Source organism: Cytobacillus sp. NCCP-133 (assembly GCF_026011715.1).
Taxonomy (GTDB): domain Bacteria; phylum Bacillota; class Bacilli; order Bacillales; family Cytobacillaceae; genus Cytobacillus.
Genome location: NZ_BRVM01000012.1, coordinates 57,417 through 81,510, shown reverse-complemented (window position 1 = coordinate 81,510; position 24,094 = coordinate 57,417). Strand labels below are relative to the sequence as shown.

At 41.2% G+C, this 24,094-nt stretch carries 23 protein-coding genes, 2 pseudogenes and 1 riboswitch; of the genes and pseudogenes, 10 read left to right on the top strand and 15 right to left on the bottom strand.

Annotated features, from left to right (window positions below; all coding sequences use genetic code 11):
• Nucleotides 1-114 precede the first annotated feature (114 nt).
• Nucleotides 115-669: a YhcN/YlaJ family sporulation lipoprotein gene (locus tag NCCP133_RS14525; protein ID WP_264805760.1), complete on the top strand. Its 555-nt coding sequence runs from the start codon at nucleotides 115-117 to the stop codon at nucleotides 667-669.
• Between the two features lie 48 nt (nucleotides 670-717).
• Here NCCP133_RS14525 and NCCP133_RS14520 read toward each other — a convergent pair whose 3' ends face one another.
• From NCCP133_RS14520 to NCCP133_RS14500, 5 genes are all read right to left on the bottom strand, one after another.
• Entirely contained in the window at nucleotides 718-921 is a 204-nt protein-coding gene (locus tag NCCP133_RS14520; RefSeq protein WP_264805759.1) for a DUF6501 family protein, read from the bottom strand.
• A 53-nt stretch (nucleotides 922-974) separates the two neighbouring features.
• Nucleotides 975-1,217 (bottom strand): hypothetical protein, encoded by a 243-nt coding sequence (locus tag NCCP133_RS14515; protein WP_264805757.1) that lies wholly within the window; start codon nucleotides 1,215-1,217, stop codon nucleotides 975-977.
• A 332-nt stretch (nucleotides 1,218-1,549) separates the two neighbouring features.
• Nucleotides 1,550-2,422: a gamma-glutamylcyclotransferase gene (locus tag NCCP133_RS14510; RefSeq protein ID WP_264805756.1), complete on the bottom strand. Its 873-nt coding sequence runs from the start codon at nucleotides 2,420-2,422 to the stop codon at nucleotides 1,550-1,552.
• 465 nt (nucleotides 2,423-2,887) lie between these two features.
• Nucleotides 2,888-4,531 (bottom strand): AMP-binding protein, encoded by a 1,644-nt coding sequence (locus NCCP133_RS14505; RefSeq protein WP_264805826.1) that lies wholly within the window; start codon nucleotides 4,529-4,531, stop codon nucleotides 2,888-2,890.
• Nucleotides 4,532-4,727: 196 nt separating this feature from the next.
• On the bottom strand, nucleotides 4,728-5,522 hold the full coding sequence (locus tag NCCP133_RS14500) for a VOC family protein (RefSeq protein ID WP_264805755.1): 795 nt from the start codon (nucleotides 5,520-5,522) through the stop codon (nucleotides 4,728-4,730).
• 221 nt (nucleotides 5,523-5,743) lie between these two features.
• Here NCCP133_RS14500 and sda point away from each other — a divergent pair, with 221 nt between their 5' ends.
• Nucleotides 5,744-5,875, top strand: a complete 132-nt coding sequence (gene sda, locus NCCP133_RS14495) for a sporulation histidine kinase inhibitor Sda (protein WP_264805754.1) — start codon at nucleotides 5,744-5,746, stop codon at nucleotides 5,873-5,875.
• Nucleotides 5,876-6,198: 323 nt separating this feature from the next.
• On the opposite strand, the gene odhB is transcribed toward sda, so the two are convergent.
• The 3 genes from odhB to NCCP133_RS14480 form a co-directional block, all read right to left on the bottom strand.
• Nucleotides 6,199-7,467 carry a 2-oxoglutarate dehydrogenase complex dihydrolipoyllysine-residue succinyltransferase gene (gene odhB, locus NCCP133_RS14490; protein WP_264805753.1) on the bottom strand — a complete coding sequence of 423 codons (1,269 nt, stop codon included), beginning with the start codon at nucleotides 7,465-7,467 and terminating at the stop codon, nucleotides 6,199-6,201.
• Nucleotide 7,468: 1 nt separating this feature from the next.
• Nucleotides 7,469-10,312, bottom strand: a complete 2,844-nt coding sequence (locus NCCP133_RS14485) for a 2-oxoglutarate dehydrogenase E1 component (protein ID WP_264805752.1) — start codon at nucleotides 10,310-10,312, stop codon at nucleotides 7,469-7,471.
• Nucleotides 10,313-10,647: 335 nt separating this feature from the next.
• A complete protein-coding gene (locus NCCP133_RS14480; RefSeq protein WP_264805751.1) occupies nucleotides 10,648-10,887 on the bottom strand; it encodes a hypothetical protein in 240 nt (79 codons plus the stop codon).
• A gap of 170 nt (nucleotides 10,888-11,057) precedes the next feature.
• On the opposite strand from NCCP133_RS14480, the gene NCCP133_RS14475 reads away from it, so the two are divergent.
• The 5 genes from NCCP133_RS14475 to metH all read left to right on the top strand — a co-directional run bounded on the left by NCCP133_RS14475 (nucleotide 11,058) and on the right by metH (nucleotide 19,146).
• On the top strand, nucleotides 11,058-11,237 hold the full coding sequence (locus NCCP133_RS14475; RefSeq protein ID WP_264805750.1) for an H-type small acid-soluble spore protein: 180 nt from the start codon (nucleotides 11,058-11,060) through the stop codon (nucleotides 11,235-11,237).
• A 135-nt stretch (nucleotides 11,238-11,372) separates the two neighbouring features.
• Nucleotides 11,373-11,486: riboswitch (SAM riboswitch) on the top strand.
• 72 nt (nucleotides 11,487-11,558) lie between these two features.
• A complete protein-coding gene (locus tag NCCP133_RS14470; RefSeq protein WP_264805749.1) occupies nucleotides 11,559-12,671 on the top strand; it encodes a methionine biosynthesis PLP-dependent protein in 1,113 nt (370 codons plus the stop codon).
• Nucleotides 12,668-13,852, top strand: a complete 1,185-nt coding sequence (gene metC, locus NCCP133_RS14465; RefSeq protein WP_264805748.1) for a cystathionine beta-lyase — start codon at nucleotides 12,668-12,670, stop codon at nucleotides 13,850-13,852. Before NCCP133_RS14470 ends, metC begins: the two co-directional genes overlap by 4 nt.
• Nucleotides 13,853-13,856: 4 nt before the next feature.
• Nucleotides 13,857-15,707, top strand: a complete 1,851-nt coding sequence (locus tag NCCP133_RS14460) for a bifunctional homocysteine S-methyltransferase/methylenetetrahydrofolate reductase (RefSeq protein ID WP_264805747.1) — start codon at nucleotides 13,857-13,859, stop codon at nucleotides 15,705-15,707.
• The gene (gene metH / locus NCCP133_RS14455; protein WP_264805746.1) at nucleotides 15,700-19,146 is read left to right on the top strand and encodes a methionine synthase; all 3,447 of its coding nucleotides are present in this window, start codon (nucleotides 15,700-15,702) and stop codon (nucleotides 19,144-19,146) included. The genes NCCP133_RS14460 and metH overlap by 8 nt, the downstream gene beginning before the upstream one ends.
• A gap of 449 nt (nucleotides 19,147-19,595) precedes the next feature.
• Here metH and NCCP133_RS14450 read toward each other — a convergent pair whose 3' ends face one another.
• Both NCCP133_RS14450 and NCCP133_RS14445 read right to left on the bottom strand, forming a co-directional pair.
• The gene (locus tag NCCP133_RS14450) at nucleotides 19,596-19,931 is read right to left on the bottom strand and encodes a YqzG/YhdC family protein (RefSeq protein WP_264805745.1); all 336 of its coding nucleotides are present in this window, start codon (nucleotides 19,929-19,931) and stop codon (nucleotides 19,596-19,598) included.
• A 17-nt stretch (nucleotides 19,932-19,948) separates the two neighbouring features.
• Nucleotides 19,949-20,086 carry a hypothetical protein gene (locus NCCP133_RS14445; protein ID WP_264805743.1) on the bottom strand — a complete coding sequence of 46 codons (138 nt, stop codon included), beginning with the start codon at nucleotides 20,084-20,086 and terminating at the stop codon, nucleotides 19,949-19,951.
• 406 nt (nucleotides 20,087-20,492) lie between these two features.
• Between NCCP133_RS14445 and NCCP133_RS14440 the strand changes: the two genes are divergently transcribed.
• On the top strand, nucleotides 20,493-20,804 hold the full coding sequence (locus NCCP133_RS14440; protein ID WP_264805742.1) for a hypothetical protein: 312 nt from the start codon (nucleotides 20,493-20,495) through the stop codon (nucleotides 20,802-20,804).
• A 30-nt stretch (nucleotides 20,805-20,834) separates the two neighbouring features.
• Here the strand turns inward: NCCP133_RS14440 and NCCP133_RS14435 are convergent, their stop codons facing one another.
• The gene (locus NCCP133_RS14435) at nucleotides 20,835-21,407 is read right to left on the bottom strand and encodes a hypothetical protein (RefSeq protein WP_264805741.1); all 573 of its coding nucleotides are present in this window, start codon (nucleotides 21,405-21,407) and stop codon (nucleotides 20,835-20,837) included.
• Nucleotides 21,408-21,647: 240 nt separating this feature from the next.
• On the opposite strand from NCCP133_RS14435, the gene NCCP133_RS14430 reads away from it, so the two are divergent.
• Nucleotides 21,648-21,848 (top strand): hypothetical protein, encoded by a 201-nt coding sequence (locus NCCP133_RS14430; protein WP_264805739.1) that lies wholly within the window; start codon nucleotides 21,648-21,650, stop codon nucleotides 21,846-21,848.
• 61 nt (nucleotides 21,849-21,909) lie between these two features.
• Here NCCP133_RS14430 and NCCP133_RS14425 read toward each other — a convergent pair.
• Both NCCP133_RS14425 and NCCP133_RS14420 read right to left on the bottom strand, forming a co-directional pair.
• Nucleotides 21,910-22,009, bottom strand: a pseudogene (locus tag NCCP133_RS14425) (aldo/keto reductase); the annotation flags it as partial.
• 68 nt (nucleotides 22,010-22,077) lie between these two features.
• Nucleotides 22,078-22,284, bottom strand: a pseudogene (locus NCCP133_RS14420) (zinc ribbon domain-containing protein).
• A gap of 134 nt (nucleotides 22,285-22,418) precedes the next feature.
• Between NCCP133_RS14420 and NCCP133_RS14415 the strand changes: the two are divergent.
• Nucleotides 22,419-22,802 (top strand): globin domain-containing protein, encoded by a 384-nt coding sequence (locus tag NCCP133_RS14415; protein ID WP_264805738.1) that lies wholly within the window; start codon nucleotides 22,419-22,421, stop codon nucleotides 22,800-22,802.
• 397 nt (nucleotides 22,803-23,199) lie between these two features.
• Here NCCP133_RS14415 and NCCP133_RS14410 read toward each other — a convergent pair whose 3' ends face one another.
• The gene (locus NCCP133_RS14410) at nucleotides 23,200-23,619 is read right to left on the bottom strand and encodes a hypothetical protein (RefSeq protein ID WP_264805737.1); all 420 of its coding nucleotides are present in this window, start codon (nucleotides 23,617-23,619) and stop codon (nucleotides 23,200-23,202) included.
• 179 nt (nucleotides 23,620-23,798) lie between these two features.
• Nucleotides 23,799-23,990 carry a DUF3231 family protein gene (locus tag NCCP133_RS14405; protein WP_264805736.1) on the bottom strand — a complete coding sequence of 64 codons (192 nt, stop codon included), beginning with the start codon at nucleotides 23,988-23,990 and terminating at the stop codon, nucleotides 23,799-23,801.
• Between the last annotated feature and the right edge of the window lie 104 nt (nucleotides 23,991-24,094).

Genomic DNA, 24,094 nt, shown 5'->3' with positions numbered 1-24,094 from the left:
CGGAATTGAAATACTTTTTTCGATCTCTCCACTAACTCTGTTTTTTAGCTTTGGTGAATAACAAAAAAGCTTCTTGGAATCCTAAAAGTGAAGAATTAGAAAAGGAGTGATAACTTGTTTATTCGTAAAGCAATTCTTACCGGAGCTCTGACAGCTGTAGTGCTAGCTGGGTGCGGGACAAATAACGCAGATATGAATGACACTGCTTTTAGAAACAGGGATTTGAGCCAGCCAACCAAAGTAAACAACAGCAATTTTGGTGAAAACGGCCGTACAACCGAACCTGGAATTGATCTAACACGCACTCGTACTGGAGATACTGCTAGAAACGAAACGCCAAAAATGAGGATTGCGGACAAAGCTGCGGAGAAAATTACAGCTATTCCAGAGGTTGATACAGCTAATGTGATCGTAACTGAAAATAATGCATATGTAGCAGCTCGAATGGATAATGGGAATGGGAAATTAACAAGGGATATTGAAAGAAAAATTGCTGACCAGGTTAGATCCGTTGATCAGGATATTGATAACGTGTATGTTTCTGTAAACCCTGACTTCTTTGATCGAATGACTGGCTACACAGAAGATATCCGCGGAGGACAGCCGATAGAAGGCTTCTTTGATGAATTTAATGAAACTGTTCGCAGGATATTCCCAACTCAAAGATAACCTAAGGCACCTGAATAGAAAATGGCCCAATATAATTGGGCCATTTTCTTATGCATCCTGGAAATAGTCTTTATAAAATCCGCTTACTTTTCCGGAATTGTCTACAATAAAGTAGAATTCTTCAGTTTCGTTTTTAACATCATAAACTTTACCTGCTGTCAGCGCACGGTCTACAACGTATTTCGCTGCATTTGTATGCGCACATTTTACTTTTTTCACTGTTTCGCGTTCCTGCCATGTTAAATGAATCAAATTTGCCACTCCTTCTTCTTATGCCTAATCAGCTTTAGCTATGTTATTAATTATTATAAAGAATACGAGCTGTTGTCTGCAACATGATTCTCCTTTGTTGATGGCATAACCTCCATTATCTTTCGGATTTTTTTAACTCGGTCCATTTCGAACGTATATACTTCTCCAGTAAATATATTCTTTAATGTTACATAGCTTACTTCACAGATATGATCAATTCGGACAAATTCCAAATGTTCGTAATGCTCATTTTCGTATTCCAATTCATAAAAGCCATTATCTGCAATAATATTCATATGAAAACCTACTTTCTAAGATGATGGCATTGGTTATTTACCACCTGCTTAGCCTGTCTCAAACATCAAATGAATATTTTTGCCGAAAATCACATTAAACTTTTTCCCACTCACAAATCCATCGGTTTAAATTCACGTCTTGATTCCCCCTGTAAAACAGCAATATATTCCAATGAGTGGTCATCCGGGTCGTAAAGATAGACCGAGGCTGCGGACATCCATTGCTGGAGACCAAACTTTCCCTCGCTTCAATTCCTTTATCTTTTAAAAACGGGATGATGCCTTTTAGTTCTTGATCAGAAACAGAAAAAGCAATACCTTTAGTCTTTAGTTCAGGTTGCATCCAAATTGATTTTAACTCCCAGTTTTTCAAGCTGTCCCTCTAGTTTTTTATAATAATCGTCACTGACTCTGCCCTTTGCACCTCGAAGAATTTCTGTTGCATAATGGTCGGGCGGAGGCAATTCGCCTTTTTTATTATATACATGGAAAGTTAATACATTAGGATAAAAATCTTCACCAACTTGCACATTTACAAATGCTGGCCGGTACCATTGCCCATAAAAGCCTTCCCGATGAAACAAGTATTCAACCGCTGCATATGGGAGCTCATAAAGGATTCCCTCCGTCACTCCCCCATTTTCTATAATATCGGCTCTTCCCCCATCATCCCTTGAAAACAAATATTGCATGGAGTATCCTTTTAGGACTCCCGCCCCAACAACGGACCTAAAATGCTGGTCAACATTCGATAATCGGAAGCGTTCATCATCCATGCAAGATCCGTAGGCAAAGTATAATGTCCTTTCCGGTTTATCTTTCATTAGTCGGTACAGCTTCCAGTCTCCATGCAAAATCGGCTCTGCCAATAAATCATCCCTTTTGGATACATAAACAAATGCATTCACTTCTCCTGTATCAGTATGAACAGTCTGTTCCACTCTGTCATATAAATTGTCTTTTCTGCCGGGTATAAAATCTTCCAGCTCATCGAGATCAGCGTAATTTCCGAGATGAACTTCATAGAGTTCGCCATATACCTTGTGGTCGAGTGATGCCTTCATTGATGGGTATCCAAGCCCTGTATCATATAATTCCCCATATACCCATGCCTGCTCGGCAATGCAGGGACTTCCTTTTAATACAAAATGGTTTGATTCATTCTTTCTTAACGTCCCGTAAACAAATAGCTTCTGTGTTGTCATTGGCCGCAAATCCCCCTCAACTCTCAACATTCTATTTTGTGTACTATAGTATCATTTTCTGAAGATTCTAGCCAATATAAAAGTAGAGGGATGTTTGCTGATTATTCCATTAAAAAAGGGCGGAGAGATTTCTCCGCCCATGCTTATTAACACTGGCATACTTGCAAGTTTTTGATAACAGGCAGCTTACATAGAAGCTCCTTTTTTTGATTGTTTTGCATAGATCTATAATGATACAATTTTTCAAGTTCCTTTTCCTTCAGTATATTTACCGTTTCCATTACATAGATTTCATCATACATTCTTTAGCTCTCCCTTCTTCCTATCATTACTCTCATTTTATTCAATGTTATCCTGTGAAACATTGGTAAAGTGAATGATATTCTATGAGACTTTTGATTGAAAAAAGATGGAGAAGGGTAAAAAACCTGCTGGCTGAAGAGCCAACAGGGAATGATGAAACAATTACTTTAATGTATTGGATTTCTCAATGACTTCCTTTGCTTGTTCACGCAGACGGAACTTTTGAATCTTACCAGAAGCAGTCATTGGATAGGACTTTGTAAATTCAATATAGCGCGGGATCTTATGCCGTGAGATTTTTCCTTTGCAAAATTCTCGGAGTTCTCTATCTGTTATTTCTTCGCCTTCTTTTAATATAATCCAGGCAACTACGTCCTCCCCGTAAACAGCATCAGGGACACCTACAACCTGAACATCAAGTATGGATGGATGGGTGTAAAGAAATTCCTCAATTTCACGGGGATAAATGTTTTCTCCTCCCCGGATGATCATATCCTTTAGTCTGCCCGTTATCTTGCAATATCCTTTCTCATCCATTACGGCCAGATCACCGGTGTGCAGCCAGCCGTCTGGATCTATGGCTTCCTTCGTAGCTTCAGGATTTTTATAATACCCCTTCATGACATGGTAGCCTCTAGTGCATAGCTCCCCCTGGACACCGCGCGGAACTTCCTTATTTGTACCTGGTTCGATAATTTTCACTTCAACATTTGGAAGTGCTCGACCAACCGATTCCACTCTCAGTTCAATTGGATCGTCTGTCCGCGTCTGGGTAATGACCGGAGACGATTCTGTCTGGCCATAAGCGATGGTAATCTCGCTTGCGCCCATTTTCTCGATCACTCCTTTCATCACCTCAATTGGACAATTGGAGCCGGCCATGATGCCTGTTCGAAGGTTTGATAAGTCATACTTGCTGAATTCAGGATCGTTGAGCTCTGCAATAAACATGGTAGGTACACCATGGAGACCAGTGCACTTTTCATTCTGGACAGTCTGCAGTACAGCTTTAGGGCTGAATTCCTGCACAGGTATAATAGTAGCTCCAACTGATATACAAGCCATTGTGCCGAGAACGCATCCAAAGCAATGGAAAAATGGGACCGGTATGCATAAACGGTCATCTCTTGTCAAACGCATACAATTAGCGATGTTATAGCCGTTATTAACAATGTTATTATGCGTAAGCATAACACCTTTCGGGAATCCTGTAGTCCCTGAAGTGTATTGCATGTTAATCGCATCGTGTGGATCAAGGCTCTCCATCCGTTGATTTAGTTCTTCATCGGTGACCGATTCCCCCAACTTAATAATATCATTCCAGCCGTACGTGCCAGGGAAGCGTTTCTCGCCCATTACAATGACATTCTTTAAGTAAGGAAGCCGATTGCTCTGCAGCTGTCCCGGCTCTGAAGTCTTTAGTTCGGGCACGATGCTGTACAGCATTTCTATGTAAGAGATATCTCTGTATTTTTCCATTAAAACGATTGTAGTTGAATCGGATTGTTTTAATAGATATTCCAGCTCAGCTGCCTGATAATTTGTGTTAACGGTTACGAGCACAGCCCCCATCTTGCCTGTAGAAAACTGGCATGTCAGCCATTCCGGTGTATTTGTAGACCATGCAGCTATATGCTCCCCCTTTTTGAGGCCGAGTTTCATAAAACCCTTAGCCGCAAGCCGGCAATAATCATCGAATTCCCTATAGGTCATGCGCAGCCCTCTATCTGCATAAACTACAGCTTCATGATCAGGGTGAAGCTTGCTTTTCTCCTCGAGGAGCTTCCCTACTGTAAGATTTAACAATTCTGTCATCCAGAAATCCTCCTTGAACTATGATTAAATCATTATGCAGAGATTTCTCTAAGATGTTAATAATAAAACGCTTACATAATATGTTAACACATATTGCTGAATATTCAATATTTTCGTATATTAATAACGCTATGAAACTGGAAACTATTGTTTAGAGTGATATAGTTTTTACTTATGAAAACAGCCTTTAAGAATACCTTGATCCAAAAATGTCTATATCTTTTATTAATGATGGCGCAAGGTGAACTTTGAAGGGTCTTTCTCCGCGAGTTTGTAACACAGCAGCTGACTGGCTTTTTCCATTAAGAGGCTGGCAAAAAATAATCTCGGCAGTGCCAGCTAGTATAGCACTCCTTTTTTCATTATGGTCTGCTGTGGTATATGTATCCTTCATTATAAAAGGAAATAGCTTTGTCCATTCTTTTGCAGCTCTTACACTGTCTTCTGAAGCAATGTAAATAGAATGAACTGCAGCATTTTCAAGCTTTTTATCCAGCATGCCCAGCTGCTTTAATTCTGCGAATCTAATTTCATCCTGCACTCCCCAGTCGATAAAGAACGGATACTTATAATAAGGATTCATTTTTATAAAAAGCATTTTCCACTTTATCATACTTCCATCTTCACGCTTTCGGCTTCCATGAAAAAGCGGATAAGTATCACAGCCCCTGCATTCAAGTTCTTCTTTCAGCTGAGTGATGTGATTGGTTCTGAAGCAAATTTGTCCGATTCCCTCTCCATTTTGCAAGTCCTGAATCAGTTGCCTGATGAGGGGATTATCTGATTGTCTCGCCACTTTATGATCCTCAATTGAGAGAAACTCTAAGTAGGATTGTCCAATGTACAGAAGACTATTATACGTTCCCCAGTTTTCATGGCTCCCGCCCATCAGAGCATCACGACCATGCTTCTTCCATTCAGTCACAGCTTCTGCAGGATGGCCTTTAATAAAATGAATGATATGATCCAGTTTCAATTCCATCATTGTCCTCCTTCTTTGTTTCTATAAAAATGATACAAGTGAGGCTCTAACAAGTCCAATAAGAAATACTTTACTAGGGTAAACAATATTGGATATCAAATGTAACTCTTGTCATCAAGATGAAATAATTTTTTTAAATAATGGGTTCACAAATCTTAAGAAAACCCTTACAATAAATTAAAAAATAGAATATTCAATCCATTTACCAGGAGGTATGCAGAATGAAAATTATGAGTAATGAACAGTTGGTCGTCTCGTATCGTGATGCATTGAAGTCAGGGTCTGAAAAGGAATGGATTAGGATATTAAAAAGTGAAATTCAAAAGCGCGGGTTAAAGCCGTTCAAAGAGTAGGGTTTGTTCATCATAACCATGGTTCAATACTTAATTGAAAGTTAGAGCGGGAGCTGCTCCCGCTTTTTTTAATGCCTTCTTAATGGATCATTCAATTTATTTGCCTGTTTGATATTTTCATATTCCTTCTTAGATAGGACGCCAAGTTTTTTTAACATCATACTATATTGCCATATCTTCATTTGCCTTCTCCGCATGTTCATTCACCTGCTTTTTAGTAATATAGTATTCAGAACAAGTACAATGTTTCCTTAAGGCAAAATTATTTTACTAATAAAAAAACTAAAAAAACAGAGCGGAAAGTCGTCCGCTCTGTTACATTATTACGCTTCAAATAGAAGGCTTTCCGGATCTTCGATAAGCTCTTTAACCCGCTTAAGAAATGTAACCGCCTCTTTGCCGTCTACGATACGGTGGTCATAGGATAGTGCGATATACATCATTGGACGGTTTTCCATTCTTTCTTCGTCAATTGCAACTGGACGCAGCTGAATAGAGTGCATTCCAAGGATACCAACCTGAGGGCCATTCAAAATCGGCGTTGACATCATGGATCCGAATATACCGCCATTTGTGATGGTGAATGTTCCACCCTGAAGATCTGATAAAGCAAGTTTATTTTCTCTGGCTTTAGTGGCAAGATCCATGATATCTTTTTCAATTTCAGCAAAGTTTTTGCGGTCTGAATCACGTACTACAGGTACAACAAGACCTTCCTTCGCTGACACTGCGATTCCAATGTCATAGAATTTTTTTAGGACAATTTCATCCCCTTGAATTTCCGCATTCAAGAATGGATTTTTCTTAAGAGCAGCTACAACCGCTTTTGTAAAGAATGACATAAAGCCAAGCTTAACATCATTTTCTTCAAAGAATTTGTCTTTGCGCTTTTTACGAAGATTCATGATGTTTGTCATATCGACTTCATTAAAAGTTGTCAGCATGGCAGCTGATTGCTGTACTTCGACAAGACGGTTTGCGATGGTCTGGCGGCGGCGGGACATTTTGATTCGCTCCACTTCTTTGCCGCTAGTTTCCTGAGCTGCAGGCTTGGATGCTGGTGCTTGCTTGGCTGGCTTTGCATCCTGCTGTTTTGCCTGGTTTGGATTGTAGGATTCTACATCCTGTGCCCTTACTCTCCCAAGCGGGTCAGCTGTTGAAACCTGGCTTAGGTCAATTCCTTTTTCCCTTGCCAGTTTTCGTGCTGCTGGTGAGGCAATTGGCCGCTGGCCGCCTGTTTTTTCTTCTGCAGCAGGCTTGGCTGGCTTCTCCTCTGCCTTTGGCTGTTCAGCTTTGGGAGCTTCAGCTTTTTCAGCAGGCTTTTCTTCCGATTTTTCAGGTGCAGAAGCCGCTTCCGAGCTTTCATCAACGATTGCAATCGTTTCTCCCACGTTCACTGTATCTCCTTCTTGTGCTTTGATGTCCTTTAAAACACCGCTATAATCGGAGATGATTTCAACATTTACTTTATCTGTTTCAAGTTCTACAACATAATCACCTGCATTGACAGTATCGCCAGGCTGTTTCAGCCACTGTGCCACTGTACCTTCTGTAATGGATTCCGCCAATTCTGGAACTTTTATTTCTGCCACCTTAATTTCCTCCTTCTTGCTTGCGTGTTAATGCCTCATCGATAATGCGTGCTTGTTCTTTTTTATGAACCGTTGGATCACCCTCTGCCGGGCTGGATCTGCGTCTTCTGCCAACATACCGGACTTCAATTTCTTTGCCGGCGATTTCCTTAAGCCTTGGCTCAACAAAATTCCATGCACCCATATTCTTAGGCTCTTCCTGAATCCAAATGATTTCTTCCGTATTTGGATAACGGCTTAGGATATCCCTAATGGTTTCCATAGGGAATGGATAGATTTCTTCGACACGTAAGATATGGAACCAATCCTGATCTTCATATTTTTTAAGGTTTTCTGCCAAATCAATGGCAATCTTTCCGGTTCCGAGTACGATGCGCTTTACTTTTTCAGGATTTTCACCTAATCGTGGCTGTTCCACAACGGATTTAAACTCGCCTTCGCTTAATTCAAGTCCTGTTGAAGCAACTAAAGGATTACGCAGCAGACTCTTAGGAGACATAATCACCAGCGGCCTTACTTCCTCCTTTCCAAGAATGGCAGCCTGCCTTCTTAATATATGGAAATATTGTGCGGATGAAGTCAGGTTAGCGACTGTCCAGTTATTTTCGGCTGCAAGAATCAGGAATCTCTCAAGTCGTGCACTGGAGTGCTCCGGTCCCTGGCCTTCGTAACCGTGAGGAAGTAGCATAACAAGACCTGATTTTTGCCCCCATTTTGCCCGGCCTGCCGCGATAAATTGATCGTACATTACTTGGGCTGCGTTGGCAAAATCACCATATTGAGCTTCCCATAATACAAGCGTTTCTGGTGCAAAAACGTTATAGCCATATTCGAAGCCTACAACAGCTGCTTCTGACAAAGGGCTATTATGAATTGCAAAAGAAGCTTTGGCAGTTGAAAGCTTATGCAAAGGAGAATAGGCTTTTCCAGTTATGTGATCATGAAGCACGACATTTCTCTGTGCAAAAGTACCTCGTTCAGAGTCCTGCCCTGTTAATCTTACCGGCGTTCCATCAGATAGGATGGAGGCAAAAGCAAGTGTTTCAGCAAGTCCCCAATCGATTTTTCCATCAGGCTCAAGCGCTTCTATTCTTCGCTTTAAGATTTTGCCGAGTTTATCAAACACTTTGAAGTCTTCAGGCCATTTTAATAGTTCTTCATTAATCTTTTTAAGTGTCTCAATCATTACAGCTGTTTTAACTTTAGGAAGGCCTTTTTCCACGGTTTCAGGCGGGTTAGTTGGTTCTGCTTCCTTTTTCTCTTTTGGCACCTTTTCGTAAGCTGTTTTCATTTTTTCCAATACTTCGTTCTGAATTTGTTCCGCTTCTTCTTTTGAAATGATACTTTCATTTAAAAGCTTTTCTGCGTATAGTGCCTTCACAGTTGGACGCTTGCGTACGATGTTATACATGAGCGGGTTGGTTGTCATTGGCTCATCCATTTCGTTATGTCCAAATCTGCGGTAACCAATCAGGTCAATTAGGATATCTTTCTGGAACTTAGCGCGATATTCACATGCCAGCCTTGCTGCTGCGACGACAGCTTCAGGCTCGTCCGCATTTACATGAAGGATCGGCATTTCATACCCTTTTGCAAGATCACTTGCATACCTTGTCGAACGTGAATCACGTGACTCAGTTGTAAATCCAATCGTATTATTCGCGATAATATGTATGGATCCGCCAGTATTGTATCCAGTCAGCTGACCAAGGTTTAATGTTTCTGCCACGATTCCTTGTCCCGGAAATGCTGCATCTCCATGAATGATAATGGCCAATGCGGCTTTAGGATCAACTTTCGGATAACCTGGCTGAGTCCTGATATCCTGGGATGCTCTTGTAAATCCTTCTACAACGGAGCCAACAAATTCAAGATGACTTGGATTATTTGCTAAAGTAAGCCTTGCAACTGTAGTATTTTCATCTTTGATTTGCTTGTCTAATCCCAAGTGGTATTTTACGTCTCCTGTCCAGCCGTAGTTAATTCCTATAGATCCTTCAGAAGGAACAAGCTCTTTATTTGGTGCATGCTGGAACTCGGCAAAAATCATTTCATACGGTTTGCCTAGCACATGAGCAAGAACATTTAGCCTTCCGCGGTGAGCCATTCCAATATTAATTGTTTTTGCACCGTCTGATACGGATTCGGAAACAATTTCGTCCAAAAGAGGCACCATTGTATCAAGGCCTTCAATAGAGAATCTTTTTTGGCCAACAAAAGTTTTATGAAGGAACTTTTCAAACTCCTCTACTTCAGTCAGTCTTTTTAATACTTTGATTCTCTCTTCTTTTTGCATAGAAAGTTTATGGCTGTTCGCCCCTATTTTGCGGCGAAGCCAATTTTTTTCGTTTTCTTCGTAAATATGCTGGAATTCAAAAGCAATAGGTCCCATATATACTTCTTTAAGAAACTCAATAGCCTCCCAGCCGTTTCGCAGAGGATACGTAGCATCCTTCGTAATTACTCCAGCCGGGATTTCCATTAAATCGTTTTCAGTTAATCCATATTTGCTTAGATCAAATAAATCAGTTTCAGTTTTATGATCCCCTAGCGGATAAATATCTGCAGCCAAATGGCCATAAGTGCGGATAGTATCAGCAAGACGAATTGCTGCAAGAGTTTTTTCAAGCTGGCCTGCACGCATAGACGAAACCGCCTGGCCTGCAGATTTTGAAGCCTCAGACCCAAGGATGGGAGAACCATTTTTTTCAAAGAACTCTTTCATGTCAGGATCTACTGATTTTGGATCCTCTAGGTATCTCTCATATAGTTCAATTACATAGCCAAGGTTAGGGCCATGAAATCCTTGTTCAAAAGGTCCCTCACCATTCAATGGCTTTTTCATGGAAAATTACCTCCATAACTGTTTTTAAATAAAATAATTCAATACATTTCGCCCTCTGAACTCATTACCCTTAATGAAGAATGAATTAACGTTTTATTTTACGAATAATAATTTTTTCAGAGGTTAAAACGTTTCCACAGCTATTCTAACACGGAAAATCTTGTTATACAAAGATTAAAACATGAATATAGTGGAAATATGTCAAAATAATTTTCAGGCGAATAACTTATATTACGAAAATGATTTGTTAAACAGTAAACAATATTAATATGAATAAACTAGGAGCAATTTTCCGTCTGAAATGGCAAAAATAAAAAGCCGATTTTTAATCGGCTTTAAAAAGTCTCCACTAAGTTAATATATATCTGTTTGGCTGCATTAGGGTTTTTTCTGCTTTCTTTTAGGAAAGATTCAATAGCTTCTCTTGTGTCCACCGGAAAATCTATATGGCCGCATGACGTGCATTGCTGAAATCCTGTACATGAAACATTCACTTCAATTCCATCCTCGGTCCTAAAAACCGCAGGCCCTCCAAGTTCTGAAAAACGATGATGGCAGTGACTATGTTCTTGCATGATCGCTTCCCTCCACAGAATAAATAGATTGCTTTCTCTTATTATAGATTAAATTTTCTGAAATTAAAAGCTGTTCTGTCTTAACATTTTATGCCAGATAACCTCCTTATAGAGAATAAATTTTTTCATTTAAGGTAAATTACAAGTATTTAATTCAGGAGGTATTTAACATGAATATTGGAAGAGCCCGAGAACTCTCAGAGTCTGCGGAAATGGTTGGAGTTACTTATAATGGAAGCCCAGTAATCATTCAGCACGTGGATGAGCATAGTAAAACTGCACGCATTTATACGAAAGCAGATCCGGAAAAAGAAATGGATGTGCCCGTGAATAGTTTAATTGAAGAATAACCATTATGCTTTTCCTCCTTTTGGATGAAAGCCTTTTCTTTTTGTAAAAATTAAATCAATTAAGAATTTTGTTATAAAAGTGTTGACTATTAACGGTTTACTGTAGTAAAGTTTAGAGAAAATTCAATAATAGATTTCTTATCCAGAGAGGTCGAGGGTAAGGCCCGACGACGCCTCAGCAACCTTCAATCGTACGATGATTGAAAAGGTGCTAATTCCTGCAAGTTTTTCAAACTTGAAAGATAAGAAGAATGGCTAACCAATTAAAAGTCTTCTTCTTACAGAAGGCTTTTTTATTTTTTTTAGGGAGTGTTAACGCATATGTATAAACTTGATACCAAACTAGCCCAAATTGGCAACAAAAGTGAAACCGCAACAGGAGCTGTAAATCCCCCTGTCTATTTTTCGACAGCCTATCGCCATGAGGGCATCGGCCAGTCTACGGGTTTTGATTATAGCCGTACTGGAAATCCTACCCGACTGCTTCTTGAAAAAGCAATTGCCGATCTTGAGGAAGGAGATCAGGGATATGCCTGTAGCTCTGGAATGGCGGCCATCCTAACGATTCTATCTCTTTTTAAATCCGGGGATGAGTGGATTGTATCGAAGGATTTATATGGGGGTACATATCGTTTGCTGGAACAGGGGTTCAAAAAGTGGGGTCTTCACAGCAAATATGTGAATACAAGCAAGCCGGAAGATATTGAAAACTTAATTACAGAACATACCAAAGCTATTTTCCTTGAGACACCGACTAATCCGCTAATGGAACAAACAGATATAGAAAAAACAGCTGAAATTGCAAAGCGGCATAATGTCCTGTTAATCGTTGATAACACGTTTTACACTCCTATCCTTCAGCAGCCGCTAAAGCTGGGAGCTGACATTGTGATCCATAGCGCAACAAAATATCTTGGAGGTCATAATGATGTTCTTGCTGGCCTGATTGTGGCTAAAGGAAAGGAATTATGTGAATCGCTGGCTATGAACCACAACGCAGCAGGTGCCGTATTAAGCCCTTTTGATTCATGGTTATTGATTCGAGGCATGAAGACTCTTTCCCTTCGTATGGAACGCCATGAAAAGAATGCAAAAGAATTAGTGGCAACTTTAAGAGAACATGATGCGGTTACGGATGTATTGTATCCCGGAAACGGCGGTATGATATCTTTCCGGATCAAACATGAATCATGGGTAAATCCTTTTCTGCAGAGCCTCTCGCTCATTTCGTTTGCCGAAAGCCTTGGCGGCGTTGAGAGTTTCATTACCTACCCAGCAACACAAACACATGCTGACATTCCTGAAGAAGTTCGTATTGAGACTGGAGTTTGCAACAGACTATTGCGTTTCTCAGTTGGAATTGAAAATGCTGAAGATCTAAAGGCGGATCTGGAGCATGCTTTTGCAAGTGTATTAAAGGAGGCTGTACGATGAGCAACAAATTTTCATTCCAAACAAAGTTACTGCACAATAATCATAAATACGATCCAGAAACAGGCGCTGTCAGTGTTCCGATTCAGCATGCTTCCACTTTTCATCAAAGTGATCTTGATACATTCGGAAAATACGATTATAGCCGCAGCTTAAATCCAACAAGAGAAGCATTGGAAGAAGTAATCGCCGAACTTGAAGAAGGAACAAGAGGTTTTGCTTTCTCATCAGGAATGGCTGCCATTTCGACCGCTTTCCTTCTCTTGTCAAAGGATGACCATGTTGTCATCACCGAAGATGTGTATGGCGGCACCTTCCGGATGGTAACAGAAGTTCTGACTCGCTTTGGCATCGAGCATACATTCGTTGATATGACGAATCTGGAAGAAGTTAAGTCGGCCATCCGCCCAAACACAAAGGTGTTCTATGTAGAGACTCCATCAAATCCATTATTGAAGGTAACCGATATCCAGGCAATCACCTCCCTTGCTAAACAACACGGAGCCTTAACCTTTGTTGATAATACATTCCTTACCCCTGCTCTTCAAAAACCGCTCGCTTTAGGTGCAGATATTGTCCTTCATAGTGCCACAAAGTTTTTATCTGGTCACAGCGATGTCGTGGCCGGCCTTGCTGTTGTGAAGAATCCTGATTTGGCATCAAGATTGGCGTTTCTGCAGAATTCCTTTGGGGCTGTGTTAGGTGTTCAGGATGCGTGGCTTGTCCTTAGAGGGATTAAAACCCTTCATGTCCGCCTGGTTCAATCAGTCAAATCAGCAGAGAAAATTGCTGCGTTCCTCGCAGCTCATCCATCTATAAAAAAAGTGCATTACCCTGGGCTTGCGGACCATCCGGGCTATAAACTGCAAAAGAAACAGGCAGTTAACGGAGGGGCTGTCCTCTCTTTTGAGCTTGAAGATGAGCAAACAATGAGAACGTTTGTAGAAAATGCACAAATTCCTGTTTTTGCAGTAAGTCTTGGGGCTGTTGAGTCCATCCTCTCCTATCCTGCAAAAATGTCCCATGCCGCGATGCCTGCGGGTGAAAGAGAGCAGCGCGGAATTACAAACAGTCTTCTTCGCCTCTCTGTCGGCTTAGAGAATGCTGAAGATATTATAGAAGATTTCAAGGCAGCTTTGGCTGCTGCAGAGCAATCAAAACAATCGATTTTACAGCGGGGGTGATCACTTGAGTTTTATTGATAAATTAAAGAATGAGATAATCATAGCTGATGGGGCGATGGGAACTCTCCTATACTCCTACGGTACAGACAGCTGTTTTGAAGAATTGAATCTATCACAGTCTGAACAGATTCAGCACATTCATGAAGCGTATATTGCGGCCGGTGCCGGGCTGATTCAAACCAACACTTATGCTGCTAATTATTTGAAACTCCAGAGATACGGTCTCGAGGACTCTGTGAAAGACATTAATAGCGCAGCAGCCCGGATTGCTAAAAAAGCATCCAGCGGCAGGGTCTATGTAGCTGGTACAATAGGCGGCGTTAGAGGGATTAAGCCTAATATGACATCGCTTGATGAAATCAAAAGGAGTTTTCGTGAGCAGTTATATTGTCTTCTGCTTGAGGGGGTAGATGGTATTCTGCTAGAGACCTATTATGATTTTGAAGAACTTGAAACGGTGCTGGCCATAGCCAGAAAAGAAACCGATTTGCCGGTTATCGCACAGGTTTCGCTCCAGGAAGCAGGTGTCCTTCAGGACCAGACCCCTATTGGTGAGGCATTTTCAAGGCTTGAAAGCGCCGGTGCTGATGTGGTGGGTCTCAATTGCAGGCTTGGTCCTCATCATATGCTGAAAACGCTAGAGAGCGTGCAGCTGCCCAAACAAGCATTCCTTTCCGCTTATCCTAATGCAAGCATCCCTGCTTATACGGACGGCAAATTCCATTATGAAGGAGATGCTGAATATTTCCGCCAGTCGGCGATTGACTTTCGCAATCAGGGGGTTCGCCTTTTAGGTGGCTGCTGCGGGACTACCCCTGCACATATCAAGGCATTTGCCGATGAGCTTAAGGGGCTGCCGCCGATTCAGGAAAAAGAAGTAAAAACTAGAGAGAAAATCATCGTGTCGGAAAAGCCGGCACCAGCCAGGGAACTCCCTCCTTTGCACGATATTGTGAAGGAAAGGCCTTCTGTGATTGTGGAACTGGATCCCCCGAGGAAGCTAGACACTGCTCGCTTTTTTGAAGGCGCACATGCATTAAAGGACGCTGGGATTGATTCTATTACTCTTGCAGATAATTCCCTTGCGTCCCCGAGGGTCTGCAACTCTGCCCTTGGTTATTTGGTAAAGCAGCAAACCGGTTTGCGTCCCCTAGTGCATGTAACATGCAGGGACAGGAACATCATCGGGCTTCAATCCCATTTAATGGGGCTCCATGCTCTCGGATTAAATGATGTGTTAGCCGTAACCGGAGACCCGGCGCGAGTCGGTGATTTTCCTGGTGCATCCTCTGTTTATGATGTTTCTTCCTTTGAACTGATCAGCATGATCAAGCAGTTAAATGAAGGATTATCGGTTTCGGGTAAAGATCTTGGCCAAAAAGCAGACTTTTCAGTTGCAGGCGCGTTTAATCCCAATGTCCGCTCATTGGAAAAAGCTGTTGGAAGACTCGAAAAGAAAATTGAGCATGGTGCAGACTATTTCATAACTCAACCTGTTTTCTCAGAGGAGAAATTGCTGGAGGTACATGAAGCTGTAAAAGGTTTAAATGCACCTGTGTATATAGGCCTGATGCCATTAACCGGCAGCCGAAATGCAGAGTTCCTTCATAATGAAGTACCTGGTATTAAAATAGCCGACAGCATCAGAGACCGGATGGCTGCATTAAAGGATGACCCTGCTCAAGCTAGCCGCGAAGGAATCACCATCGCAAAATCACTGATTGATGCTGCTGCTGAGCTTTTTAACGGCATTTACCTGATTACTCCTTTCATGCGCTACGAAATGACTGTCGAGCTATCCAATTATGCCAAAAAAACGACTGAACGGCTTTCAAGGAGGAAACTACATGCATAAACCATCATTGCCAGAACAGCTAAAAAAGAAAATTTTAATCATGGATGGTGCAATGGGCACCATGCTCCAAAGAGCGAACCTAACAGCGGAAGACTTTGGCGGCGAGGAGTATGAAGGCTGCAACGAATTCTTAAACGTAACCGCTCCATCTGTAATTGAGCATATCCATATGGAATATTTAAAAGCTGGCGCAGATATTATCGAAACGAATACTTTTGGTGCCACAAGCATCGTTCTCGCAGATTACGATCTTGAAGATAAAGCATATGAACTCAATAAAAAAGCAGTTGAAATTGCATGTGAGGCAGCCGAGCGTGTCTCTACACCTGAATGGCCAAGGTATGTGGCAGGTGCGATGGGACCTACCACTAAGACGCTGAGCGTAACAGGCGGATCCACTTTTGAAGATTTGGCTTTAGCATACGAAGAACAAGCGCGCGGGTTAATTGACGGAGGAGCAGACCTTCTCCTTTTGGAAACAAGCCAGGATATGCTGAATGTGAAAGCTGGATTTATCGGCATTGAAAATGCATCGATAAAAACCGGAAAAAAACTTCCTCTCATTGTTTCAGGAACCATTGAACCGATGGGCACTACCCTTGCAGGCCAATCAATCGAGGCTTTTTATATTTCACTTGAGCATATGAATCCTTTAGCTGTAGGTCTTAACTGTGCGACAGGGCCGGAATTCATGCAGGACCATATCCGTTCATTATCCGGATTGGCCTCAACTGCTGTAAGCTGCTATCCGAATGCAGGTTTGCCTGATGAAGAAGGACAATACCATGAAACACCTGAATCACTGGCGAGCAAGCTTGAGGGTTTTGCCAGGGAAGGCTGGCTGAATATTGTGGGCGGATGCTGCGGGACTACTCCTGAACATATCCAGGCGATAGCCGAATCCGTAAAGGATTATAGCCCTCGTACATTTGAAAAAAATTCCCTGCACAAAGTATCTGGCATTGAACCTTTGATTTATGATGACCCTACTTTAAGGCCGATTATGGTCGGAGAGCGCACAAATGTAATCGGATCACGCAAATTTAAAAGGCTGATTGCTGAAGGGAAATTCGAGGAAGCAGCTGAGATAGGCCGTGCCCAGGTAAAAGGCGGAGCCCACGTCATTGATATTTGCCTTGCTGACCCTGACCGTGATGAAATGCAGGATGTTGAGAATTTCATAAAGGAATTGGTTAAAAAGATCAAAGTTCCGCTGGTTATAGATTCGACAGATGAAAAGGTGATTGAAAAAGCTCTCATATATTCACAGGGTAAAGCGATCATCAATTCCATTAACCTGGAGGATGGCGAAGAGCGCTTTGAGACAATTGCCCCTCTCGTCCATCGATTCGGTGCAGCTGTTGTGGTCGGAACGATAGATGAAGAAGGCATGGGTGTTACAGCTGCGAGAAAGGTTGAGATTGCAAAGCGATCTTATGATTTGCTCGTAAATAAATACCAAATTCCACCTGAGGATCTTATTTTTGACCCCCTCGTCTTCCCTGTCGGCACAGGGGATGAACAATACATTGGATCTGCTAAAGCAACGGTAGATGGAATCAGGCTAATCAAAGAAGCATTGCCGGAAGTTCAGACGATACTGGGAATCAGCAATGTATCATTCGGCCTACCTCCTGTCGGCCGGGAAATTTTAAACTCTGTATTCCTGTATTCCTGTACTCAAGCAGGATTAGATTATGCGATCGTAAATACAGAAAAGCTAGAGAGATTTGCTTCCATTTCAAAAGAAGAAGTAGAAATGGCTGAAAAGCTGCTTTTCGAAACAACGGATGAATCTCTTGCTGTTTTCACTGATTTTTATCGCGATAAAAAGAAAGAAAGCAAGAGTGTCCTGCCTGATATGACACTTGAGGAAAGGCTAGCCTATTATATTCTGGAAGGCACAAAAGAAGGGTTAATTCCTGACCTTGCTCTGGCACTTGAAGAATACTCTGCTCCACTTGATATCATTAATGGCCCATTAATGGAAGGAATGAAAGAAGTCGGCAGATTGTTTAATGATAATCAGCTTATTGTCGCGGAAGTTCTGCAAAGCGCTGAGGTCATGAAGGCATCTGTTGCATACCTTGAGCCTTATATGGAAAAGGATGCTGCCCAGTCTTCCTCAAAAGGAAAAATTATCCTAGCTACAGTAAAAGGCGATGTTCACGATATCGGCAAAAACCTTGTTGATATCATCCTTAGCAATAACGGATATGAAGTGATTGATCTGGGGATTAAGGTCTCCCCTGCTGAGTTGATCGAAAATATTAAGCGGGAGAAGCCAGACATGGTCGGCCTATCTGGTTTGCTTGTTAAATCAGCACAGCAAATGGTCATTACCGCGCATGACATGAAGCAGGCTGGCATCGAGATCCCGATGTTAGTTGGCGGTGCTGCCCTCTCGAGGAAATTTACTGACACTAAAATCTCCAAGGAATATGACGGTCTTGTGCTTTATGCCAAGGATGCCATGAACGGACTCTCTTTAGCCAATCAGCTTCAGGAACCCGGCGAAGCAGAAAAACTGCGAATCCAGCAGGCAGAAAAACAGGCTGCAGCGCTTAACGCAGTACCGTTTGACCGCGGATCGGTTGCTGTTGCGGTAAAACCTAAACCAACAGTGAGCACTCAAGTGCCCGTATTTGTACCAAAAGATTTGAAGCGCCATTTGCTTAAAATGTATTCCCTCTCCCATATCGAACCGTATATTAATAAGCAAATGCTGATTGGCCATCATCTTGGCTTAAAAGGAAACCTGCAAAAGCTTCTTGCGGAAAAAGATGATAGGGCTATTAAGATAAACACAGTGGTTGATGAGCTGATTGCTGAATCAAAAGAGAATAACTGGATTGAACCTAAGGCGGTTTATCAATTTTTCCCTGCCCAATCTGATGGCGATAAAGTGTATATCTATAATGAGGACGAAAAGACTGTGATTGAAACGTTTGTGTTTCCTCGCCAGGAAACCGAACCATTTCTATGCCTGGCAGACTTCCTGAAATCCAAGGAAAGCGGCCAAATGGACTATGTAGCCTTTTTTACCGTCACTGCCGGCAGGGACATTCGAGAAGTGGCCGACCGTTTAAAAGAGGAAGGCAGATTCCTGGAGAGTCATGCATTGCAGTCGCTTGCCCTGGAAACGGCAGAAGGATTAGCTGAATTGATCCACCGCCAGATCCGCGACCGCTGGGGATTCCCTGATCCAGTCGAAATGTCGATGAAAGACCGTTTTGCAGCGAAATACCAAGGTCAGCGCTTTTCATACGGTTATCCTGCCTGTCCGGATCTTGAAGACCAGAAAAAGCTGTTCAACCTTATACATCCTGAAGATATTGGTGTCGAGCTTACAGAAGGATGTATGATGGAACCGGAGGCATCTGTATCAGCTATGGTATTTGCCCATCCGGAAGCTAGATACTTTAATGTGTTAAGATAAGAAAAGCGCAGGGCGCCTGGAGCTAGACAGTTATCTAAGTTCAAAAGGATATAAATTCTGATATTATAAATAAAAACCCCGGCAGCTTGCCGGGGCTTTTCACTGTAATGGATATTTACCTTTCCCCTTTTAAAGCCTTTACATGAATACATATAAATGGAAGGAGTTGTTTGGATGAATGTTCTATGGAATTTCGATGGGACGATTTTAGATTCATGGCCCACTCTAGTTTAATCGTTTATTTAAATATCTGGAAAATAGATTCATCCTGATGAAGTTCTTCCCTTGCTGAAAAGCGGAAAGGCATTCCAGGTCTACGATGTCCCTGCAGAGAAAATAATTGACTTTCGAAAGACAGAAAGAATATTCGAGCATGCAGAAAAGCCGTTGTTCCCATATGTAAAGGCTATTTTGGAGAAGAATAATCTAAATGCATTTCAATGCACGAGTTAATTTGCAGATTTTCTTGTATGAATTCGAATCACCCTATCATTTTGTGGATCAAACTCAATATCAATATAGAGGCCGAATTCTTTCCCGCCGTCCTCGACCCAGAGCTTGAATTTTTCAATTTCTGAATTCCGTTTCTTTTCCCTGCTGATATGCAAGTAATCAAGGACTTTGGCGGAAGGGTATTTTTCTTTTGCTGTCTTCATGGCAAGTATTCCCCATTTTGCATAAGCGGGCTCGGGTCTTTCCGCAAAAGCTTCTCCGCTTAATGCAGGAAGGCTGTATGATGTTATCAAGAAAGCCAATGCGATTAGACTGATCATTAATTTTTTCATTCGAATCCTCTTTTCACTTATTCTTGTTGGTTTTGGCTCTCTTCTCTCATACGCTCTTCTTCTTCATTGACACAAATATAAGCAATTTGTTCTTCCATAAGATGGTGCAAAATATCTTTTTCATCCGTGCATGGAATGTCTTTTCTTTTCTCCATTATGCTCTCTCCTCCTGATCATTAAAATTTGTTATATTCTTTAGGCCAAATATATTGAAAAGCTTAAGTTTAGGATGGAATTTTGTCTTTATAATCCACCATTTGCTTTTACTGCGATAGCCCCTTCTCCGAGGATATACACTCCCATAAGGATTGCAGCGGGATAGAAGCGATTAAAATCCTTCTGCCTATGAAAGGAATAGTCAGCCAGGATAGAAGTAAGATCATGATCGAGATACCCTTTATATTCATCGTACCCCTTTTTTTAAAGGTTTTGTTTTAATGGGGAGAATTATTCATTCTATCTATAGGCCTAACTAAGGATAATGGGAATTTTTTGCGGAAAAGTGTTTTGAAGGTTCTAAAATGTGTAATAGATTAACAATCATAGAAGGAGCTGAACAGCATGTTAACAATATATAAATGCAAAACCTTTAATAAAACTGGCAAAATTCTGCTGCCCGGCAAGTGGCGCGTCCAATTTGGACTTTTTCCAGGCAGGCTGGCAGACCTTCGCTTCGACCAAGACCAGATTATTATTAAAAAAGCTAATCTGGAGTCCACCCATAATAAAAGGCTAGTTTCTGAAAATGGCTCCATTCATATTCCCAAGGAACTGCAATTACTTCTGAATATTACAGAAGAAGAAGAATATTGCCTGTTCATTGACGAAGAAAATAAGTGTTTTGTTTTAAAAATGATTTATTCTAATGAATAAAAAGCGGCAGCAATCTTTCAGCTGCAGCTTTTAACATATATATTTGCCTGTAAGCTTGGCAAGTGCCTTGCAAAACCTTTCCCAGCCATTTGGAAAGGATTGTACTCCATTGCACTCATAAATGTTTCCTTTCGTAATCAGCTTAACGGACCAGGCTATACTATCTAAAATGATGCCTGGATGGTTGTATTCAGACTGCCATTTCCAGATTTTCAGACGATATAGCTCCTTTTTGAAATCTTCGATGCTGCCTGATACTTTAGGCAGTTCATTCCTTGGAGAAAAAGAACTTAAATGCCATTCGAAGTAAACAAAACGCTCATTGATAAAATCAATTTCAATTTTATACCAGGGTCCTGGATAACCTCCGAGGTTTAGACTTAACTGAACCGGATCTTTATCAGGATCAATGGTAACCCTATTATTTTTTATTGTAAAAAGCTCTCTCTTCCTGCTTATTACCGATTTAACATGTGAAAGTTCAATGGGTGTACGGTTTGTATTTTGAAAACGGCTAAGCCGATTCATCTCATCGAGCAAAGAGGGTATCGATAAGGGGCCTTTCTTCTCCAAAATATCCAATATGTTTTCAAAAATACTCATAGTCTTTTCCTCCATAACACTTGGGTACCGTCACATTAAGTTCTGATATAAAAGGGTGTAAAAAAATATTTTTCATCCTGTACCAGATAACGCATTTTCGTTCTTTTTGGTGGTTGCAAATGTTTGTTTTCTTTCCTATTTACCTTTTTTGTCTATTTGCAAACCTTTTTTGGCCTGTATATTCCAAATCGTGCATATTCTCGTGTTTCTTATTACACCCTATGAATTGGGAGGTGCAACATGGATCCATTAAAACCAGGAAGCAAAAAGCTGCCGGATTTTGACGAGCTTGATGATCGAATGATTGCAAAGCACACCACAGGACCAACACTTGTTATCAAGACAAATTTAGATCCAGAGGATTCAACTGATGACAATCCTTATTACCAAAACAAAGCAGAATCGGATACAGAAGAATTTCGGGATTATTTTGAGAAATAAAAATAAAATCAACATAAAGAAAACCGGCTGAGTTTATTGCCAGCCGGTTTGTTCGTTTAATTTAAAAATCAAAGTTATCAGGATCTGGACCTACACGGCGATTTTCATTTAAGCCGTTGATTTTGTTCATGTCCTCAACAGTCAAATTCAAAGTTAAAAAGTGGAAAAGCACGGCCATATGACTTGCAATGCTTCAACAAATAGAGATAGTACTTTTGTATGGAGGAATTCATCCTCCAAAGAAAAAATTGAGGACATTGCCTGCAGCAGATGAGTTCTTTTTATAGAATTCTGAGTAGCCGCAGTTATTGCAGTAAACGACGAGAAATCGGCTATGCTGAAGGTCAAGAATTTTAGAAATTCCAGTACCTGTCATGGCCGCTTCTTTTTTTTCTGCGTCCCGGCTCCCTCACTTGAGACAGTCTTTTTTCTCCATGTTTCCCACCCTTTCCATTCTCTTTCCTACCATACTTTCAAAAATGTTTGAATTGTGATATATATCACGCTTAAGCTAAAATAGTTGCTATATAATGACAATAAAATAATGTTCATGAAGCAGGGTGAAAAAATTTGCAGGAGTTTAAAACGCTTTTTGAGGAAATAGGCGGTTCTGAAACAATTGAAAAACTAGTGGATGCTTTTTATCCCCGAGTTTATGCCGATCCAATCTTGAGTCCTCTCTTTGAAGGGGACATGGAGGAAATCAAGAGAAAACAACGGATGTTCCTTACTCAATTTCTTGGTGGCCAACCCCTCTATAGCCAGGAATTCGGCCCCCCGGCAATGAAACAGCGGCACATGCCATTTGAAATTACGCCGAAAAGAGCGGAACGCTGGCTTGGCTGCATGAAGGAAGCCTTCAAAGAAACGGGATTAGAACAAAATCCGGCCTCAGCACTATTCTATGATCGATTGATGCAGGTGGCTGCTATTATGGTTAACAGCAAGGAATAAGAAAAGCGCAAGGCGACTTGCCCACGAAGGAACGCAGACTAAGAGCGCCACGTTCTGTGGCAGCGTCTGCATGACCCGCATCCTCCCAAAAGCTGCCGGTTTCGGTCGTGCGATGGTTATCTTCAAAAAAAGCTGCCGCTTTTTCTTCGTGCCAAAAGATTTGCTGACGAAGCCTTCCTTGTCCTGCGGGCCTCAGGCATAAGAGAAGCCATGTAAGAAGATGTTCTTACCTTCTGGAAGGATCGGCTTATGACCTCGAGTCCCTAGGAGTCTCAACAAGAGAAGCTTATGACCTCGAGGGGGTAGCCGCCTTAAGCTAGACAGTTTTCTATGTTCAAAGGATATAAATTCTGATATCATAAGAAAAGACCTTCCATAGGAAGGTCATCCTTCAGCATTAAAGGGATTCAAAATACTCTTTTGCTTCCTCCACTGACTGGAACATCTTTACTTCTGTCACTTCTTTTGCATCATAGGCAACACCAAGAAAGCCATCAGCAAGCTGAAGTATATCTGCCGAGATCGTATCCTCTTTTTCTATTTTCACAGTCTCTTCCATCTCCACTTGTCCCTTTTCAGCCCATGCCTGTATCTCTGAAGAGTAAGTATCCAAGTTCATGCCCTCATTTATCCGATCATCTAATTCTGCAACTGATAAAGGCTCTTCCGCCCCTTTTTGTCCTTCCATTGTGTTGTTTTCATCAATGCCTGTTTCTTCTACTTCTACATCTTCTTTTGAAGGGTTATTTGCTTCTTCCTCTGCTCCGCAGCCTGTAAGGGCTATTAGAGTTGATAAGGCATAAATAAGTTTACGCATTCATATTCATCTCCCTTTTTTAATTGTCTAATAATCTATTACCCCATTTTTTTTGCTGCATTCATATGAAATTTTTTTGTTTATAAATGTGATGTGATGTTTAGCTAATGAGGGGCTTCAATGAACGTCATATTAAGAAAGAAATAAGCGTAAGCACCCTGCAAAATCGGTGCTTACGCTTATTTCTTTCTTAGTTCTTCTCTGTCTAATGATTGAGGCGGATTTTCTAGCCATCCATTGTCAATCATTATTTTGGCGCCCTCATTTGCATAATTTCCGACTTCTGCCATCATTTTTGCATAACGGACAACAAGATCCTTTCTAATATTTATTCCAGAGGAATTTAATTTAGGAATACTGCTGCCATTCATATTTTCACCAGCCATCTTTATATAATATTATCTTTATATAATATTATATTTATATACTAACAACTCTTATGTTTGACTAATCGATCCTTTTTCATTCGATTTAT

Coding starts and splice junctions, on each gene's coding strand:
- sda (WP_264805754.1), top strand. CDS start 5,744: ATGAAAATTATGAGTAATGAACAGTTGGTCGTCTCGTATCGTGATGCA.
- metH (WP_264805746.1), top strand. CDS start 15,700: ATGCATAAACCATCATTGCCAGAACAGCTAAAAAAGAAAATTTTAATC.
- NCCP133_RS14430 (WP_264805739.1), top strand. CDS start 21,648: ATGGATCCATTAAAACCAGGAAGCAAAAAGCTGCCGGATTTTGACGAG.
- NCCP133_RS14410 (WP_264805737.1), bottom strand. CDS start 23,619: ATGCGTAAACTTATTTATGCCTTATCAACTCTAATAGCCCTTACAGGC.
- NCCP133_RS14445 (WP_264805743.1), bottom strand. CDS start 20,086: ATGGAGAAAAGAAAAGACATTCCATGCACGGATGAAAAAGATATTTTG.
- NCCP133_RS14515 (WP_264805757.1), bottom strand. CDS start 1,217: ATGAATATTATTGCAGATAATGGCTTTTATGAATTGGAATACGAAAAT.
- NCCP133_RS14500 (WP_264805755.1), bottom strand. CDS start 5,522: ATGGAATTGAAACTGGATCATATCATTCATTTTATTAAAGGCCATCCT.
- NCCP133_RS14475 (WP_264805750.1), top strand. CDS start 11,058: ATGAATATTGGAAGAGCCCGAGAACTCTCAGAGTCTGCGGAAATGGTT.
- NCCP133_RS14440 (WP_264805742.1), top strand. CDS start 20,493: ATGTTAACAATATATAAATGCAAAACCTTTAATAAAACTGGCAAAATT.
- metC (WP_264805748.1), top strand. CDS start 12,668: ATGAGCAACAAATTTTCATTCCAAACAAAGTTACTGCACAATAATCAT.
- NCCP133_RS14485 (WP_264805752.1), bottom strand. CDS start 10,312: ATGAAAAAGCCATTGAATGGTGAGGGACCTTTTGAACAAGGATTTCAT.
- NCCP133_RS14480 (WP_264805751.1), bottom strand. CDS start 10,887: ATGCAAGAACATAGTCACTGCCATCATCGTTTTTCAGAACTTGGAGGG.
- NCCP133_RS14435 (WP_264805741.1), bottom strand. CDS start 21,407: ATGAGTATTTTTGAAAACATATTGGATATTTTGGAGAAGAAAGGCCCC.
- NCCP133_RS14470 (WP_264805749.1), top strand. CDS start 11,559: ATGTATAAACTTGATACCAAACTAGCCCAAATTGGCAACAAAAGTGAA.
- NCCP133_RS14510 (WP_264805756.1), bottom strand. CDS start 2,422: ATGACAACACAGAAGCTATTTGTTTACGGGACGTTAAGAAAGAATGAA.
- NCCP133_RS14405 (WP_264805736.1), bottom strand. CDS start 23,990: ATGAATGGCAGCAGTATTCCTAAATTAAATTCCTCTGGAATAAATATT.
- NCCP133_RS14450 (WP_264805745.1), bottom strand. CDS start 19,931: ATGAAAAAATTAATGATCAGTCTAATCGCATTGGCTTTCTTGATAACA.